General features: G+C 54.8%; 11 protein-coding genes and 1 pseudogene. 8 read left to right on the top strand and 4 right to left on the bottom strand.

Going from position 1 to position 17712, the window contains the following annotated elements; translation table 11 throughout:
• Nucleotides 1-4 precede the first annotated feature (4 nt).
• Both ABD931_RS05285 and ABD931_RS05290 read left to right on the top strand, forming a co-directional pair.
• On the top strand, nt 5-2182 hold the full coding sequence (locus ABD931_RS05285) for an ATP-binding protein (RefSeq protein WP_345264685.1): 2178 nt from the start codon (nt 5-7) through the stop codon (nt 2180-2182).
• Nucleotides 2183-2201: 19 nt separating this feature from the next.
• Complete coding sequence (locus tag ABD931_RS05290; RefSeq protein WP_345264687.1) at nt 2202-5789, top strand: HAMP domain-containing sensor histidine kinase; 3588 nt, start codon at nt 2202-2204, stop codon at nt 5787-5789.
• Here ABD931_RS05290 and ABD931_RS05295 read toward each other — a convergent pair.
• Complete coding sequence (locus ABD931_RS05295; RefSeq protein WP_345264689.1) at nt 5780-6190, bottom strand: HNH endonuclease; 411 nt, start codon at nt 6188-6190, stop codon at nt 5780-5782. The genes ABD931_RS05290 and ABD931_RS05295 overlap by 10 nt on opposite strands.
• Complete coding sequence (locus ABD931_RS05300; protein ID WP_345264691.1) at nt 6187-6423, bottom strand: hypothetical protein; 237 nt, start codon at nt 6421-6423, stop codon at nt 6187-6189. Before ABD931_RS05300 ends, ABD931_RS05295 begins: the two co-directional genes overlap by 4 nt.
• Nucleotides 6424-6531: 108 nt before the next feature.
• Here ABD931_RS05300 and ABD931_RS05305 point away from each other — a divergent pair, with 108 nt between their 5' ends.
• From ABD931_RS05305 to ABD931_RS05325, 5 genes are all read left to right on the top strand, one after another.
• Nucleotides 6532-6924 (top strand): response regulator, encoded by a 393-nt coding sequence (locus ABD931_RS05305; protein ID WP_345264693.1) that lies wholly within the window; start codon nt 6532-6534, stop codon nt 6922-6924.
• Nucleotides 6921-8891 carry a hybrid sensor histidine kinase/response regulator transcription factor gene (locus tag ABD931_RS05310; protein ID WP_345264695.1) on the top strand — a complete coding sequence of 657 codons (1971 nt, stop codon included), beginning with the start codon at nt 6921-6923 and terminating at the stop codon, nt 8889-8891. The genes ABD931_RS05305 and ABD931_RS05310 overlap by 4 nt, the downstream gene beginning before the upstream one ends.
• Nucleotides 8892-9134: 243 nt before the next feature.
• Nucleotides 9135-9683, top strand: a complete 549-nt coding sequence (locus ABD931_RS05315) for a nuclear transport factor 2 family protein (protein ID WP_345264697.1) — start codon at nt 9135-9137, stop codon at nt 9681-9683.
• 121 nt (nt 9684-9804) lie between these two features.
• Nucleotides 9805-11877, top strand: a complete 2073-nt coding sequence (locus ABD931_RS05320; RefSeq protein WP_345264699.1) for a PQQ-dependent dehydrogenase, methanol/ethanol family — start codon at nt 9805-9807, stop codon at nt 11875-11877.
• A gap of 46 nt (nt 11878-11923) precedes the next feature.
• Nucleotides 11924-13771: an outer membrane protein assembly factor BamB family protein gene (locus tag ABD931_RS05325; protein ID WP_345264701.1), complete on the top strand. Its 1848-nt coding sequence runs from the start codon at nt 11924-11926 to the stop codon at nt 13769-13771.
• A gap of 11 nt (nt 13772-13782) precedes the next feature.
• On the opposite strand, the pseudogene ABD931_RS05330 reads toward ABD931_RS05325, so the two are convergent.
• Nucleotides 13783-14139: pseudogene (locus ABD931_RS05330) on the bottom strand (glycoside hydrolase family 88 protein); the annotation flags it as partial.
• Nucleotides 14140-14812: 673 nt separating this feature from the next.
• Between ABD931_RS05330 and ABD931_RS05335 the strand changes: the two are divergent.
• On the top strand, nt 14813-16246 hold the full coding sequence (locus ABD931_RS05335; protein ID WP_345264703.1) for a sulfatase family protein: 1434 nt from the start codon (nt 14813-14815) through the stop codon (nt 16244-16246).
• A gap of 13 nt (nt 16247-16259) precedes the next feature.
• Here the strand turns inward: ABD931_RS05335 and ABD931_RS05340 are convergent, their stop codons facing one another.
• Nucleotides 16260-17711, bottom strand: a complete 1452-nt coding sequence (locus tag ABD931_RS05340) for a BNR-4 repeat-containing protein (protein WP_345264705.1) — start codon at nt 17709-17711, stop codon at nt 16260-16262.
• Nucleotide 17712 lies beyond the last annotated feature (1 nt).

Below are 17712 nucleotides of genomic sequence, written 5' to 3' on the forward strand. Positions count from 1 at the left end.
AACGATGAGAACGTTACTGTTACTGACGAGCCTACTGATACTGCCTCTGTCGATTTGGGGTCAGGATACGGGTTCGCCTGCCTTCCGGATTAATAGTATTCCCCGGCAGGGTTTAATCCTAAACCAAGGCTGGAGATGGCATGCCGGGGATGCTGTTGATTGGGCTGCTCCAAATCTCAATGATCGGAATTGGGCGGCTATCGATCCAACCAGAGGCCTGACGGATTTGCCGCAGGTGAGGCAGGCTGGTATCGGCTGGTTTCGACTGCATATCCTGATACCAGTCTCTTTAAAGAACCGCATGCAGGAGTTGATGATTAATCAGCAGGGAGCTTCCGAAATCTATCTGAACGGGCGGCTTATTTGCCGATTTGGGGTGGTTAGTAGCCAGCCGGAAACAGTAGACGGCTATAATCCCTCTGGCGAACCAATTGCCGCCAGTCAGTTAGCCCATGTGGTCTTCGACAATCTGGAGGAACAGGTTTTGGCGGTACGGTTTGCAGTAGAGCCAAATCTTCCTGATTATCCCTACCTCACTCCCCTGAACCCGGTACTCAAAATTCAATTAAACCAAGACGGGCGCATGAGCCGAAACGATTCGGTCAGCCTTGGTTATGTGGATATAACGCCTATTGATTATTTCAAAGGTGGTTTGTTTTTGATACTGAGCTTTTTGCATCTGGTTTTCTATTTCTCCTACCGCAAAGAAAAGGCAAACCTCTATTTTGGTTTTTTTTGCTTGCTGACAGCTGTTTTTTATCCGCTTAATGCATCTAGCTTCCACTATATTCATGATCTGTCAGCGCGGGTACATACCCAACTAGTACTCAGCTCTCTGTTTGTTGCTTACAACGCTGTTCTGCTAATCGCCGTTTTTAAACTGCTTCGCTGCCGAAGAGGTCTGTTGTATTGGGTTCTCATGGTTGTTGGTGTTGGATTGACAGTCACACCACTTCTGGGAGACCTCATAAAAACCCAGGCATCACTAGGCATAATCTATTCTCTACTAACCAACATGGAATCTACCCGGATTTCGCTGTTATCGGCTATGCGGGGCAGCAGGAGTTCCTGGACAGTAGCCTGGGGTGGTGTTGCCTACGTTGTTTTTGTGACAGGTTATGTATTGAATACCGCTCTTAATACAGATCCATGGCAACGGGTTATACTGGAGTATCTTTTTTCCAATTTAGGAGTATTGAGTTTGCCTTTGTCAATTACCTTGTATCTGGCACGGGATTTTGCGCGGACCAGCCACTCGCTGGAAGCCAAACTGCTGGAGGTGGAGCAGCTTTCCGCCAAAACAGTAGCCCAGGAGCAGGAAAAACAACTCATGCTGACCCAGCAAAACGAAACCCTTGAACAGAAGGTAACCGAACGAACGGCCCAACTCCAGCATTCTCTCGATACACTCAAAACCACGCAAGCACAACTGATCCAGAAAGAGAAAATGGCCAGCCTAGGTGAACTCACCGCCGGCATCGCCCACGAAATTCAAAACCCCCTGAACTTTGTCAACAACTTCGCTGAGGTGAGCGTGGAAATGGCTGATGAACTTCAGGAGAGTCTTCAGCAAGGCGATGTGACGAACGTAGCAGACCTGTCAACTGAACTGCGGGAAAACATGGGCTACATCGTAGAGAACGGCAAACGGGCGGCCTCTATCGTGCGTTCTATGCTGGAGCATAGCCGCAGCAGCACCGGCGAGCGCCGGCCTACTAACCTCAACGAGTTAGCCGACGAATACTTGAAGCTGGCCTACCACGGCATGCGGGCACAGGACCCCGACTTTCAGGTGCAGCTCTGTACACAGTTCGATGGGGAGTTGAAGCCGGTGACGATAGCTCCGCAGGACATGGGGCGGGTGCTGCTCAACCTCTACAACAATGCTTTTTACGCTGTAAGGCAGAAGCAAGGCCAACAAATGGATTACCAGCCACAAGTGATGGTCTGCACGCAGCAGGTGAACGGGCATGTGGAGCTACGAGTGAAGGATAACGGTGTGGGTATACCCGACAGCATTTGTGACAAGGTCTTTCAGCCGTTTTTCACCACCAAACCGACCGGTCAGGGGACAGGCTTAGGCTTGTCACTGAGCTATGATATTGTCACTAAAGGTCATAATGGGGAGATGACTATGGAAAGCCAGGAAGGGCAGGGAACAACAGTTGTCGTCACGATATAAACTTTAAAGCGGGATTCCGATGAATAGCTCCTGGTATGCTTTGTCCTTCGATTTTACCGCTTCGCTGGCCGAGACTATGCTGACTTTGGTGATGCTGGCCTATGTAGCACGTCTTACAAACAAAGGTCGTGATACCTGGCTCTTTATTGTTTATCTCGGGGTGCTGCTGGTCTATTACGTCGTCACTACCTTCAATAACCTAACAGCAAAATCCGACTTACAGGCAACTATCGACATAGGGCGACGGGGGTATTTACTGGTCATTTTTCTAGTCCATTTGTGGAATGTTTATCAGATTGGCAGCAACCCCTTCCGACGCGAACTCCCTTGGGCTTTCTCCGGCTTCCTGATGCTGTTTTTACTCAGTTTGTTCATAATTCCGAATGGCCAACTCTATTCATCGTGGGTTGCTTATCCCATTGGTTATGTGTGGGTGATTGGCCTATTGGAGCGTAAGATCAGGTTTGTAAAGCAAACGGAACAGGACACCTGGCAACGTATACGTAAGCTACGACTATATAAGGGATTCAGCCTGTGGGCGGTCTTGATGCTCATTGTCTGGATCAATGGAAATCTGGGGTTATGGGGGAGAGAAATCGGCATATTGCTCCCGGTGTATGTGCATAATTATGTACATCACACGCTAATTTTAAGTGCCACTACTTACGCGACTATCATCTACCTGAATTATGCGGAGGAACGTACGGCTTTTCGCGCTAAAGTGGTGGGCGTGGTGCTATGCGTTCTGCTGATCCTGCTGGGCCTGATGCCAATTGCCTTTGAGCCATTACTACGTCAATTACCCAACGCCGATGATTACCTCCAACCGGTGCTGCTGGGTGTGACTATCCTGATTCCGCTGACAACGCTGCTGGCCGTCTGGCTATTACCCTTATTTTTTAGGGTTAACCTGCTACGGCCGCTGGTGCAACTGCAGCAGGGCGTACAGCGGGTAAATCAGGGTGACCTCTCCACGGTGGTTCCCGTAGAGGTCAATGATGAAGTGGGTGAGTTAACCCAGCAGTTCAATCAGATGACGCAGTCGCTGCGGCAGTCGAGAGCCAAACTGGTTCAATATGCCGAAACGCTGGAAGATAAGGTAGCTGAGCGCACCGCTGAACTGGAAGCAAAAAACCGGGAGCTGGTTATTGAAGCTGCGCTGGAACGAGTCCGCAGCCGGACCATGGCCATGTACAAAAGTACTGAACTGGCGGAAGTGGCGACCCTGCTGTACCAGCAGATTCAGCAACTGGGCGGCATACCCGACCGGTTCAGCATCGGTGTTTTCGACGAGCCGAATGGAGTGGCTGAGGTTTGGCCTACCGACCAGATTGGCCGTCAATTTCAAAATGCCGTATATGCCCGATTGGACGAGCGAACTACCGTAAGTAAAATGTATGATTGCTGGAAGTCGGGCCAAAAATCACAGGTGATTGACTTGCAGGGAGAAGACCTGAACGAATGGATTCGCTATGCCCGTGAAGAGTTGGGCGTACCGGTCAATGAACATCACTTCAACGGACGCCGGGTGCATAATCTGGCTTATTTTTCGCAGGGCTGGCTCGACATAATGTCGCTGGAACCTATCTCGCCGGAACTGCTGAGTATTCTGGAGCGCTTTGCGGCTGTCTTTGGCCTCACCTACACGCGCTTCCTTGATCTGCAAAAAGCCGAAGCCCAGGCCCGCGAATCCCAAATTGAAGCATCGCTGGAGCGGGTGCGTGCTAAAGCCATGGCGATGCGGAGTTCAGATGACCTGAACGCCACCATTAGTATCTTCTATAGTGAGCTAAGTGGACTTGGGCTGACGCCTAAGCGCTATGGGGTTGGTCTGATTGTAAATAAGGCTCAACGAATCGCCGAGATCTTGTCGATAAGTACCACGGATCGAGGTGAAGCGTTTGAGGTACTCGAATTAACCTGTAAGGACCATCCTTTGCTGGTAGAGGTATTTGATCATTGGTTAGATCAAAAGGAGGAGTACTATCCAGTCCTCCGGGGTAATGAAATCAAGCAGTACTATGAGCATATACGACCCCACGTTAACATGCCGGACTTTCCGGACGATGCGGTCCAATACGGGTATTTTGTTTTCTTCGACGATGGCGGGGTATTCACCTGGACGCATGAACCCATGCAGGAAGAAGAGAAAAAACTGTATCGCCGGTTTAGCGCTATTCTGAACCTGACCTACCGGCGCTACAAAGAACTTCAACTCTCCGAGGCTAACGAACGTAAGGCCATTCGCCAGGCTTCCCTCGATCGTGTTCGCGCCGAAATTGCCTCCATGCGCACCACCAATGATCTTCAGCGCATCACACCTCTTGTCTGGCAGGAGCTAACAATTCTGAAGGTGCCGTTCATCCGCTGTGGGGTGTTCATTATGGATGATGAAGCTGAAAAAGTTCACACTTACCTCTCCACGCCCGATGGCCAGGCGATTGCCGCCTTTGACTTGCCCTACCACACACCCGGCATCACGGCTGACGTAGTAGCCCACTGGCACCAGCGGCAGATCTTCATCGACCACTGGGATGAAACTCAGTTCCTGGCCTGGGGCCAGAGCCTGGCCAGTCAGGGGCTGATTCAGTCCGGCGATAGTTATATGAGTGCCACTCCGCCCAAGCAGTTGTCGCTGCACTTTGTGCCTTTCCTCCAGGGCATGTTGTACGTGGGTAACGTGGCTCCGTTGAACCCTCAGGAGATCGGACTGGTGCAGGCGCTGGCCGAAGCCTTCTCGACGGCTTACGCCCGCTACCAGGACTTCACCCGCCTGGAGGAGGCCAAGCAGCAGGTAGAAACTGCCTTTGCAGAATTGAAGACTACACAAGCTCAACTCATCCAGAAAGAAAAGATGGCCTCACTGGGTGAGCTGACAGCCGGCATCGCCCACGAGATCCAGAACCCGCTCAACTTCGTCAACAACTTCGCTGAGGTGAGCGTGGAGATGGCGGACGAACTGCAGGAGAGTTTACAAAAAGGTGAGGTGACCAACGCGGCAGACCTGTCGACTGAGTTGCGGGAAAATATGGGCTACATTGTCGAGAACGGCAAACGGGCCGCCGGTATCGTGCGATCGATGCTGGAGCATAGCCGCAGCAGCACCGGCGAGCGACGGCCCACCAACCTCAACGAGTTGGCTGACGAATACCTGAAGTTAGCTTATCACGGCATGCGGGCGCAGGATCCCGAGTTTCAGGTACAGCTCTGTACCCAATTTGACGACAACTTGAAGCCGGTGACAGTAGCCCCGCAGGAGATAGGCCGGGTGCTGCTGAATCTGTACAACAATGCCTTTTATGCCGTGCGGCAGAAGCAACAGCAGCAGGCGAACGGATTTGAGCCGCAGGTTACCGTCAGCACCCACGTGGAGCAGGGCCGGGTGGAGTTGCGGGTAAAGGACAACGGGATGGGCATACCCGACAGCATTCGCGGCAAGGTATTTCAGCCCTTCTTCACCACCAAACCCACGGGGCAGGGTACAGGATTGGGACTGAGTCTGAGCTATGATATTATAACGAAGGGCCATGGCGGAGAGATGCAGGTGGAGAGCCGCGAGGGTGAGGGAACGGTATTTCAAGTACGCTTGCCAGTTCCTTATGGATAACGACCGGCCAAACCTAACAGGCGTCTGAGTATGACTAAATCTGGCTGATTAAATTGGAAAATTTTGATGCTGGCTTGTCCCGTTCGTGTTTTCGCGACGATTTTCCCATCAACAACCTCAAAGTGAGTTGTCCAAAGGTCTGTTCTTGGATTGTAAAGGAGAACTATATCAGTAAAATCGTTTAGCAGTGTTGCAAAATCTGAGCCTTTGTGCTGATTACAGTGCGGGCAAGCATATGCTAAATTGTTGATGGTATTGGTGCCGCCATGTTTAAGGGGAATAATGTGATCGATCTGGAAGGACAGAAACAAGTCATCCGAATGAATACGACAATATTCGCACCGATAATTGGCTCGCTGGGCTACCAGGAGTTTATCCCGGTCAGGAATGGACTGCCTCATGAAGCCAATATGATTCGGGCACGGGCTTTGGTAAGTCCAATGAACAGGTCGAGCGCTAGCAACCGTTCCAGTTCGACCGTTTCTTCCGTCGTGATATTGCCTGCTTTCTTGTGTGCTACCAACTCCTCAACGCGCTCCGACATCTGGGGAGGGGCTTTGAGGGCAACAACTTTTTCGGGAGCCATTTCGGCAATCAGACCGGCTACTTCACCAAATGCTTCGGAAACATTCATCGTGTTAAATTATACTACTAACAAAAATAGCCTACTACCTCTACTTTCAAAAGGGGCAGGCACCGAATTTATCATTCAGTTACCGCTTAATTAACTAAAATAAAGCTCATGAAGATTTTAGTAGTCGACGACGAAGCCCAGATGAAGCCGCTGTTTGAAGCGCGGTTCCGGCGCGAAATCAGCAGCGGAGACGTACACCTGACCTTTGCCCGCTCGGGCGAGGAGGCCCTCACCGTGATGCCCGGCTCCGGGGTGGTGCTCATTCTCTCTGACATCAACATGCCCGGCATGAGCGGGCTGGAACTGCTGCGCCGGATTCGGGAGGCTCACCCGCACCGGCCGCCCGCCGTGGTGATGATTACGGCCTACGGCGACCAGAACAACCGGCAGCAGGCCAGCCGCTACGGGGCCGACGATTTTCTGACGAAGCCCATCGACTTTAAACTGCTGAAGGAGAAATTAACCGAATTTGTCGTTGATGATCAGCCGTCCCCGCTATGAGCACCAAAATCCTGGTTATCGACGATGAGCTGCCCCTCCAGCCGCTCATGCAGCAGCGCTTCCGGCATAAGATCCGGGCGGGAGAATATCTATTTCGATTTGCTGCCAGCGGCCGGCAGGCGTTAGATGCCATCCGGGAAGATGCCGACATTGATGTGCTGCTGCTTGATATTAACATGCCCGACATCAGCGGACTAGTCCTGCTGACCCAACTACCCGACCTGCTGCCGCTGAGCCGGGCCGTGATAGTCTCGGCCTACGGTGACCTGAACAACATTCGGGTCGCCATGAACCGGGGAGCTTTTGATTTTGTGACGAAGCCGATCGACTTCCAGGATCTGGAGGTAACCATCGACAAAACGGCCCGGCACGTAAGCCAACTCCGGGAGTCGGTCCACGCCAGGGCCGTGGCGGAGCTGAAAGCCCGCTTCTTCGACAATATCACCCACGAGTTCCGGACTCCCTTGTCCCTGATTCTGGCCCCGGTGGATACGCTGCTGCAAAATCCGCAGCACGACGATCGCACCCGGCACAGCCTGCTGACCATCCGCCGGAACGGCCGGCAGTTGCTGCACCTGATCAACCAGTTGCTGGACCTCGCTAAACTGGAAGCCGGTAGCCTGCCCATTATCGAATCGCGGGGCGATGTGGTGATGTTTGTAGAGCAGGTGGTGGATTCCTTCCGCGTCATTGCCGAACAGAAGAAACTGGCGCTGCTGTTCTCGGCTGACACCGCCGGCAATGAGGCACTTTTCGATGGCGATAAGTGGGAGAAGATCCTGAAAAACCTGCTGTCGAACGCCATCAAGTTTACCTCTGCCGGTGGTCGGGTATCGGTTAGCTGTCAGGTGCAGGAGGAACGCGCTACGCTGACCATCAGTGATACCGGCATCGGTATTCCGGCCGAACACCTGCCCCATATATTCGACCGCTTTTACCAGGTTGATACGTCGCTGACCCGGTCGTACGAAGGCTCTGGTATTGGGTTGGCCCTGGCCAATGAGCTGACCCGGCAACTGGGCGGTCTGCTGTCGGTGGAGAGTACCCCGGCCGTTGGCACGACCTTTACGGTAGAATTGCCCGTTCGGCCTTTACCGGAGGAAGAACGCGTAGAGGAGCAGCAACGGGTTTCGGCCGATGCAGAGCCGTGGCTGTTTACCCGCGAGCAAGCCGAAGCCGATGAAGCTGATGCGGCCAAACCGATGATCCTGCTGGTGGAAGACAATGCCGAACTGCTGGCGTTTATTGCCGAATCGCTGGCGGGGCAATACCGGGTGCTGACGGCCACCAACGGGCGCGACGCGCTGGACATTGCCCAGCGCGAGTTGCCGGATGTAGTGATCAGCGACGTGATGATGCCCCAACTGGACGGCTTCCAACTGACGCGCCACCTTAAAAACAACCCCACCACCGACCACATCTGCGTGGTGCTGCTCACCGCCCGGTCGGCCGCAACCAGCCGCCGGGAGGGCCTGGCTGAAGGAGCCGACGAGTACCTGACCAAGCCCTTCGACCTGGACGAACTGCGTCTGCGCCTGCGAAACCTCATCAGCCGGCAGCAGAAACTGCGGGAGTACTTCGAGCGGCAGTTCGGTAGCCTGGACCCAACCAACGGAGCAGCAGAGATACCGCCGGCGACGGCGCAAAATGCATTCATAGCCAAACTAAACCAAAGCATCGAAGCCCACCTGGACGATTCCACCTTCCGGGCCGAATCCATGGCCGACGAGGTTGCCATGAGTATCCGGACGCTGACCCGTAAGCTCACGATGCTGGCGGGCATCAGTCCGGCGCGGCTGATCCGCACCTACCGGCTCCGGCGGGCCATCGACTTGCTGCGGCAGGGGCATCCCGTTTCTGAGACGGCCTATATGGTTGGCTTCGAGAATCCGTCATACTTTACCAGGGCTTTCAAGGAGGTGTATCAGCAAACGCCGACGGAGTATTTGAGTGCTGTGGGGGAGTAGGGGCTGGGGGGTTACCTCACCCACAGCCCTTTTTTTCAAGGGGAGGAGAGCCGACCGCATCTGTAGATAGCCGGCTGTTTTTAGGGGGCCGGTCTGCCTTCTAACATCCAACGTCTAACGGTCAGCGTTCAAAAGCCGACCTGTGGCCGAAAAGTGACAGCAATTGGCCGGAAATCAACCGTCTGTTCACGGGATAAGGGCGAGGTTTGTATTAGTTCAAACAAGTTAAACCTCTCCAAAATCATGAAAAACCGAATTTTTCCATTCGCCCTTCTGGCAACCTGTCTGCTGACTTGTTTTTCATTCGCCCAAACTCCAAAAGCGTCCCGCCAGAGTGATATTGTTATGCTGAATCCCAATGCCGATCGGGATATTGCCCTGGTCACGCAATATGCCAAAGACATAACAGCCGGCAACACCGATCAGGCCCGCCGGCAGTTGGCAGCTAATTACAGGAGTTACGGCCCCGGTGCGCGGGATTCGGCCAATGTAGACCAGTGGCTGGGTATCTGGAGTGAACGTTACAAGATGCAGCAGGATCGTAAAATAACTGTCTATGCTTCTTTAGCGACTCGGGTGAAAGAAGGTCCGCTGAAAGGAGACTGGGTTATGCTCTGGTTCGATTACTCCGCGCTGTCTGTCAGCGAAGGCAAGCCGGTAACTGTACCCGTACAACTCACCGTGAAGGTGGATAACGGCAAAATCGTTCAGGAGCGAATGTACTATGACGGACTGTCTCCGCTTATCGGTTTAGGCTGGACGGTGGCCCCTCCGCAGACCGCCAAAAAGTAATCATCCAGTTAGCCCCGCAGGCAGGCGCTATCCTGCCTGCGGAGGCTAATAACGTTCCGTCGCTGGTGAATACATATTTTGCGTAACTTTCTGAGGTATAGAACTGACGCCCGCCTAATCCATGAAAAAGCTATTCCTCCTGCTCGTTCTGGGCTGTATGGCCCTCCTGGCTGATAAGCCTGGTCAATCCATTGACGATACCCGGTTGCGCAACGCCCAAATGCAGCCCGGAGACTGGCTGACCTACGGCGGCAATTACGCGGAAGACCGCTACAGCCGGCTCGATCAGATCACACCGGAGAATATAAAGCAAGTGGGCCTGGCCTGGGCCACGAATCTGGGAACAACGCGAGGCATAGAGGCTACCCCGTTGGTATCCGATGGCGTGATGTACGTAACCGGCCCCTGGAGCCGCGTATTTGCGCTGGATGCCCTCACCGGAAAGCTACGCTGGGAATATGACCCCAAGGTGTCGGGTGCCTTCGGTGAAAAAGCCTGTTGCGATGTCGTGAACCGGGGCGTGGCCTTGTACAGAGACCGGGTGTATGTGGGTACGCTTGACGGACGATTGATCGCGCTGAATGCCCGCACAGGGCGTCCCCTCTGGTCGGTGCAGACCACCGATGCAACAAAAGCATACACCATAACCGGAGCCCCGCGTGTGGTGACCGGTAAGGTAATTATCGGTAATGGTGGGGCCGAGTACGGGGTTCGCGGGTACGTATCGGCCTACGATGCCATAACGGGCCGACAGGTTTGGCGTACCTATACGGTTCCCGGCGATCCGTCGCTGCCGTTTGAATCGGACGCGATGGCGAAAGCAGCCAAAACCTGGACGGGCCAATGGTGGAAATACGGCGGGGGAGGTACCGCCTGGGACGCCATGGCCTACGACCCGGATTTAAACCTGCTTTATGTGGGTACGGGCAATGGCTCACCCTGGAACCGGCAGCACCGGAGCCCCGGTGGAGGTGATAACCTGTACATTTCGTCCATCCTCGCTCTCAACCCCGAAACCGGCCAACTCGTCTGGCATTACCAGACCACACCCGGTGAATCCTGGGATTACACGGCTACGCAGCACCTGATTCTGGCCGATCTGACACTGAACGGCAAACGCCGAAAAGTGATTATGCAGGCTCCCAAGAATGGCTTCTTTTACGTCATTGACCGAACCAACGGGCAGTTTATCTCAGCCAAGCCATATACCTTCGTCAACTGGGCTACGCACATCGATTCCACCACGGGGCGACCCGTCGAGACGGACTTCAGTCGCTACACTAAACACAATGCGCAGGTGTTTCCGTCGCCTTTGGGTGGGCATAACTGGCACCCGATGGCGTATAATCTTAAAACAGGCCTGGTATATATTCCGGTGCAGAGCCTGTCCCTGCAATATGGTCATGATCCAAACTGGGTGATGAACAAGCCGAGCGGTATCGGCAGCGGCATTGGCTGGAATACGGGCATTGGCTATGACCCCAGTCGTCCGTCCCGCCCGGAACCAGAAGCCGCCACCATCAAGCCGATGGGCAGGCTACTGGCCTGGAATCCCGTTACCCAGCGCGAAGCCTGGCACGTCGACCATCCGGTTCCGTGGAACGGCGGTTTACTGACGACGGCGACTGGTCTGGTGTTTCAGGGTACGGCCACGGGCGATTTTCGGGCCTACGACGCCCAAACCGGTCAGGTACTTTGGCAGAGAAATCTGGGTACGGGTATTCTGGCTCCGCCGGTTACCTATCAGGTGGCCGGCAAGCAATACGTCTCAATCGCCGTAGGCTGGGGTAGTGTGATGGGGTTGGGGGCCAAATACACACCATCGTTGAATCCTGGCACGGTATACACCTTTGCCCTGGGTGAGTCCCGGCCTATGCCCGTCTTCCCGGCCACGCCCGAGCGTTCGCTGACTACCTTTTCCGTCCCGGCAACAAAAACGCAAATCGAGCATGGTAGTCTGTTATACATGCAGTACTGCGGGCGCTGTCATGGTACTGTTGGAGCCGGGGGCGGGGCCTTGCCCGATCTGGGCAGGTCGCCGGTAAGTATCCACGAAAACTTTGCGGCTATTGTCCGGAAAGGGTTACTGGTGGCTAGTGGAATGCCCGATTTCGGTAGTCGCCTGAGCGAACAGGATGTGCAGGATGTGCAGGGATATATCCTGTCGGTGGCCAATCAGCAGGCATCAAAATAGACGGGTTGACTTTCGGTTGAACCAGGGTTCTGAAGTACACAAAATCATGCAACGATCCTATTCCCGCCATCTACTCTGTATTGCTTTCTTTCTGCTGAGTCATTTTGCGATTGGGCAGCAATCCCCCACGGCCCTGCTCACCGACAAATCGGCGGTGGCCGCCAAAGCCATGGGAGAGGCCGTTTACGCAGCCACCTGCCAATGGTGCCACGATGCCCCTGGCGCGGCTGCACCGGGCCTGCTGGTACTGTCGGCTATGACGCCCCGGAGCATTTTTGCGACCCTGAAAACCGGAAAGATGCAGTCCCAGGCGGCCACGCTCTCCGATGAGCAGCGCAGGGCCGTTGCTGAATGGATCACGAAACGACCTTACCAAGAGACTCGTTTACCGACTGATGCCCTCGTGCCCTTCTCCCTGCCTAAGAAAGTAGCCGTTGCGTCGGGGTGGGGTGGCAATCTGGAAGGGACGGGGTTTGTCAGACAGGCAGGCATTACAAAGGATAATGCCGGTTCGCTGAAGGTCAAATGGGTGTTTGCATTTCCGGAGTCTTCGCAGATCCGCAGTAAGCCGGCCGTGGTTAGCGATTGGCTGATTGTCGGTAGTCAATTCGGCGATGTATTCGCCATTCAGAAGGAAACCGGAAAAGTAGGCTGGCAGTTTGTTGCCGATGCGGCCATCCGGGGGGCCATCTTTGTCGAGCAGCGTGGATCGGCGCTACGGGCTTATTTTGCTGACCAGGTTACGAATGTGTATGCCCTGGACGTCAGAACCGGCAGTCTGCTTTGGAAAAAACGCGCCGGTATCCAGGCGCAATCGGCCAATACCGGCTCCGTTGTTGTCTACGACAATGTGGTTATTGTCCCGCTTACGTCGCGGGAGGTATCGCTGTCCCGTGACCCCAAGTATCCCTGCTGCACATCGTCCGGGGAGGTTGTTGCCCTCAGTGCCACCAACGGCGACATACGCTGGCGGCACCGGGTTGTTCCGGAGGAGGCTACCGAACAAGGGAAAAAATCGAACGGTCAACCATTCTACGGCCCTTCCGGGGCACCGGTATGGAGCAGCCCGACTATCGATGCCCGGCGGGGGCTGGTGTACATCGGCACCGGCGAAAATTATACCTACCCGGCTACGGCTACCAGCGACGCCATTCAGGCCCTGGACATCCGGACGGGTAAAGTGGTCTGGAGCTTCCAGGCGACGCACCAGGACACCTGGAATCTGGCCTGCCCCGGCGGACCGAACTGCCCCGAAAAAGTAGGACCGGATCTCGATTTTGGCATGGCGCCCATACTCGTCAGAAATACGAAGGGAGGAGATATGCTGCTGGCCGGTCAGAAGTCGGGGGTAATCCATGCACTCAACCCAGATACCGGTACCCTTATCTGGCAAACGCGGGTGGGCAAAGGCGGTATGTACGGCGGCATTCACTGGGGTATGGCCACCGACGGGCAGTACCTGTACGCAGCCAATTCCGACCACCCCGGTTTTATTGACCCCCGTGACCCGGCGACGAAGCCCAGGCCGGGACTCTTCGCCCTCGACGTAGCCACCGGAAAGATTGTATGGCATACACCCGCACCGCCCTGTGGTGAGGTGAAAGGCTGCCTTGTCGCCAATTCGGCCGCGCCGACACTGGTGCGGGATGTAGTCTTTGCCGGCGGACTGGACGGCCACATCCGGGGGTACCGCGCCGACGACGGTGCCATTATCTGGGATTTTGATACTGTTCGTGAGTTCACAACCCTCAACGGCCTACCCGGTAAGGGGGGCGCGATCGACGGCCCCGGCCCCGTAGCCGATGGCAACCGCCTGTATGTCAATTCAGGCTATGCCTTCTTCGGTGCCATGCCGGGCAATGTGCTGATTGCCTTTGAGGTGGATAAACGCTAAAGCCGATCATATTAGATAATCTGTAAGGTAGTGTACAATCCCGGCATGGCGGCCTGGATCTGACCCAGGAATCCAAGGGTGTACGGCGAAATGACGCGGAAACCGTTACGCTGTAGGTCTTCGCCACCTTTGTTGGCCTGAGCCGTGCCGCGCAGATAACCGTCCGGCGTTAGATGCGACTTTAGCCCGTTCCAGGCTGTATGCACCACTTTTTCGTACGATTGGGGTAGCCGGCCCCAGTTATGGCCGATGGCGAGGGCAGCCGCAATACCCGCCGTGCCGGAGGTCTCAGGGCCGGTTTCGGGCTGGTGCATAAAGCAGTTCCAGAGACCATCGGGGCGCTGGTGCCGGATCACCTGGTCGGCAACCCGCCGAAAGTCTGCATAAGTACGGGGCGTCGCTCAACCGTCGCTGCCCTCCTTTATCGACCGACAGCAAGGCTAAACTTCCCGGAAAAGATGCGGTACCACAGAGCCACTGACGGCGCGAAAACACGGTTTCGGCGTGAGTAGGAAATTTCATGCGCTAAAGATATCAAATACAGGAATATAGTCTATGCAGCTATACCATCTGGATGTCCCTTCCAATAAAGCTTAGTGCCTGTCTTTATAGACAGTTTGACCGGCAATAAAAACTGACTAATAGCTGGAGCCGCTGCGCAAATGGAATGGCCATATCTACGAGGGCGGTGTGCGTATTGGTGAAATGGATAGCCAAAGCTGGGTGCCTGCAAACTTACCGAAAGCTCGAAACCGGCGAAATGGAACGCTACAACTGCGGCACGACCTGGGCGAAATGAAAAACCTGGCTGCATCTATGCCCAAAAAAAGCAGATACTGGCGGCTCTGTTGAAAGGCTGGCAGAAAAACGTGAAGGCAAACATGCCGGTCCGGAAGTGAACTACAATTGGAGTGGCCCATCCCGCAGCAGGAACTGACGGGCCGGGAAAGTAAATTCCGGCCTTGATTTGCTTAACAAAGGTGAGCAAACCGTTTTAACCTAACCATCACGAGGCAGCGTACCTGTCTTGTTCCATACAGCATGAAAAGACTTGTCGTTGCTTTACTGGTAGCCATCGTACTCACCAGCTTCCTGGCACTGCCGGTGCCTGATAAGGCCGGACATCCCAACGTTATTTTGTTTTTTATGGATGATATGGGATACGGTGATTTGTCCTGCTATGGTGCGCTGGGCTACCAGACCCCTCACCTGGATAAAATGGCCGCTGAGGGTACCCGGTTTACCAACTTCCTGGTAGCACAGGCGGTATGCACCGCATCCCGGGCTGCGCTGCTTACGGGCTGCTACCCAAACCGCATCGGGCTGTATGGCGCACTTGGCCCGAACTCGCCCATCGGGTTGAACTCTTCGGAGGAAACGCTGGCCGAACTGCTGAAAGAGCAGGGCTACGCTACGGGGATTTTTGGTAAGTGGCACCTGGGCAGTCAGCCGCAGTTTCTGCCCCGCCAGCATGGCTTTGACGAGTACTATGGCGTTCCCTATTCCCACGATATGTGGCCCCTGCATCCGGCTCAGGCCAGTGCTAACTACCCACCCCTGCAACTCATTGAAGGCGATAAGCCCGTTAAAGCGGTCAATACGCTGGAGGATGTCAGTGAACTGACCAGCAGCCTGACCCATCGGACGGTTCAGTTTATCCGGAAACATAAAAAAGAGCCTTTTTTTCTCTACGTTCCGCATCCCCTGCCGCATGTCCCGCTGGCTGCTTCGACCCGGTTCAGGGGCAAAACGGCAAGAGGGCTGTTTGGGGATGTTATAGAGGAACTGGACTGGTCGGTGGGTCAGATCCTGGACGAAGTAAAAAAGCAGGGCCTTGACAAAAACACCCTGGTCATCTTCACCAGCGACAACGGGCCGTGGCTCAACTACGGGGACCATGCCGGATCTACCGGCGGCTTTCGGGAAGGCAAAGGCACCACATTCGACGGAGGGCACCGGGTACCATGCATCATCCGCTGGCCTGGAAAAGTACCGGTCGGCCGGGTCAGTAATAAGCTCTTATCGACCCTCGATATTCTACCAACCGTAGCTTCTCTCTGCGGAGCCAGACAACCCACGCAAAAGATTGATGGCGTGAGTTTTGAGGCTTTGCTCAAAGGAGACGAAAGCGCTGCTCCGCGTGAACAGTTCTACTACTATTACCGGCGCAATAGCCTGGAAGCCGTCCGGAAAGGGGACTGGAAGCTGGTGCTTCCCCACGAAGGGCGCTCATACGAAGGGCAGTTGCCCGGCACCAACGGTATGCCGGGCAAGGCTCCTGAGAACCACCCTTTCCCGCTGGCGCTGTACAACCTGGGTCGTGATCCTGGCGAGCGCTACGATGTAAAAGATGTGTTCCCGGCGATGGTAACCGAACTGCAGCGCCTGGCGGAAGAAGCCCGCGAAGACCTGGGCGATGACATTACCCAGCGACCAGGAAAAAACGTTCGGGCAAGCGGGATCGCTTCTAAATGATGCGTGAAGAGGATTAGTGGAGTAGTCGCGGGGTAATTAACTTTTCCGTGGCATTCCGTGGCAACTGGTACAGCTCGCCTTTCTGATTCGTGAAATACAGGTACGATTCCGACGGCTTACGGCCGTTTCCGTCGGCCCAGAGACCGTAGAAGTCGGGGTGGGCATTTTTGGGTCGGCGGACGTAGCTGTGGTTGCGTTCGCTGCTGCGGGTGATCTGTTTTTCCATTGCCCAGGTAGTACCCCCGTCGCGGCTGGTCCACATGGCGACCTCGCCACCGGGATTATAGGCCTGTGGTCCATCCTGCGTTGGGCCTATGACTTTAATGACGTTGCCGGACTCAGGGAAGATAGAGCCCATGTCATAATTGCTGTCGGAGGTGGTGACGATATGGTCTGTCCATTTATTGTTACGAAACTGAAACAGTCGCCAGTGCCGGGGGTTGTTGCCGGGTCCGGCTTCGTAGCCTTTGCTGGAAATGACCAGAATGGCCGGTCTGCCGCTGGTGTCGAAGTCAATGTCCAGCAGGTAGCAGTTCATCTTTTCGCTCACATAATCTTTGACTACAGCCGGGTTATTGATTTCGGTCAGTGGTAGCTGAACGGTTTTGCCCGTGGCGGTATGCCAGCTCTGGCCGAAGTCGGTGGTCTCCAGATAATGCAGGTTAGTGCGGTAGTTGAGGCCCTTTCCCTTCGGGTGAAAATCAAACGCTACGCCGACTTTACCGTTCGCTTCAGCGCTGATCTGGTAGTGCCCTTCGCCGATGTGGGCCAGTACCGTCCACTCGTGCCAGCGGATGCCGTCTTTGCTGGTGTTGTAGCCGATTACCCGGTTGCCCTGCGGGTTGTATTTGGTAAACAGCGTCAGAAAGCCTTTGCCTTTGAGGTAGTACACCTGGAAGTAGGAGAAGTTAGTGAAGGGCTTCTCTTGGCCGTTTACCCGTTCGGTGGCGCTTATCGTCTCAAATCGAGAAATGTCATACGGCTTTTGGCTGCGGTGAATGTAGGAGGGGCGGGTGGTGCCGTGGGAGGTCGAAAAAATCCAGATGTACCCGTTATCATCCAGCGAGATAACGGGGTTGTCGTGGGCGTCGATGGTATGCTTGTCGAGGAGGAGGGTGGGGTTGGCTACCTGTTTGGTTTTGTGGTCAAAGTAAGAGACGTTGTGGTACAGGGTAGCGTTAGCCTCATCGGTGCCGCCGAAGCAGAAAAACGTCTTATCCACCTCTTTGGCGTAAATGGCAAACGGGCGATGGTTGGCCGGGTAGGTAGCCAGCCCTCCGCTGTACTTGTACACGTACTCGTCGTTGGAAGGCTGGTTCATGTACCAGATACCCTTGAACCCGTTGGCTTTGGTTTGCAGTACCTCGGCTTCGGCATAGCGGTTGTCTGGATGCACCTCCGACTGGGCCTGCACCAAAGTTGACGCAGCGAAAAGGAGTATAGCAATAATAGTGTTGAGTCGCATA

Origin of the sequence: Nibrella viscosa, assembly GCF_039541875.1 — a bacterium.
In the GTDB taxonomy this organism is placed as follows: domain Bacteria; phylum Bacteroidota; class Bacteroidia; order Cytophagales; family Spirosomataceae; genus Nibrella; species Nibrella viscosa.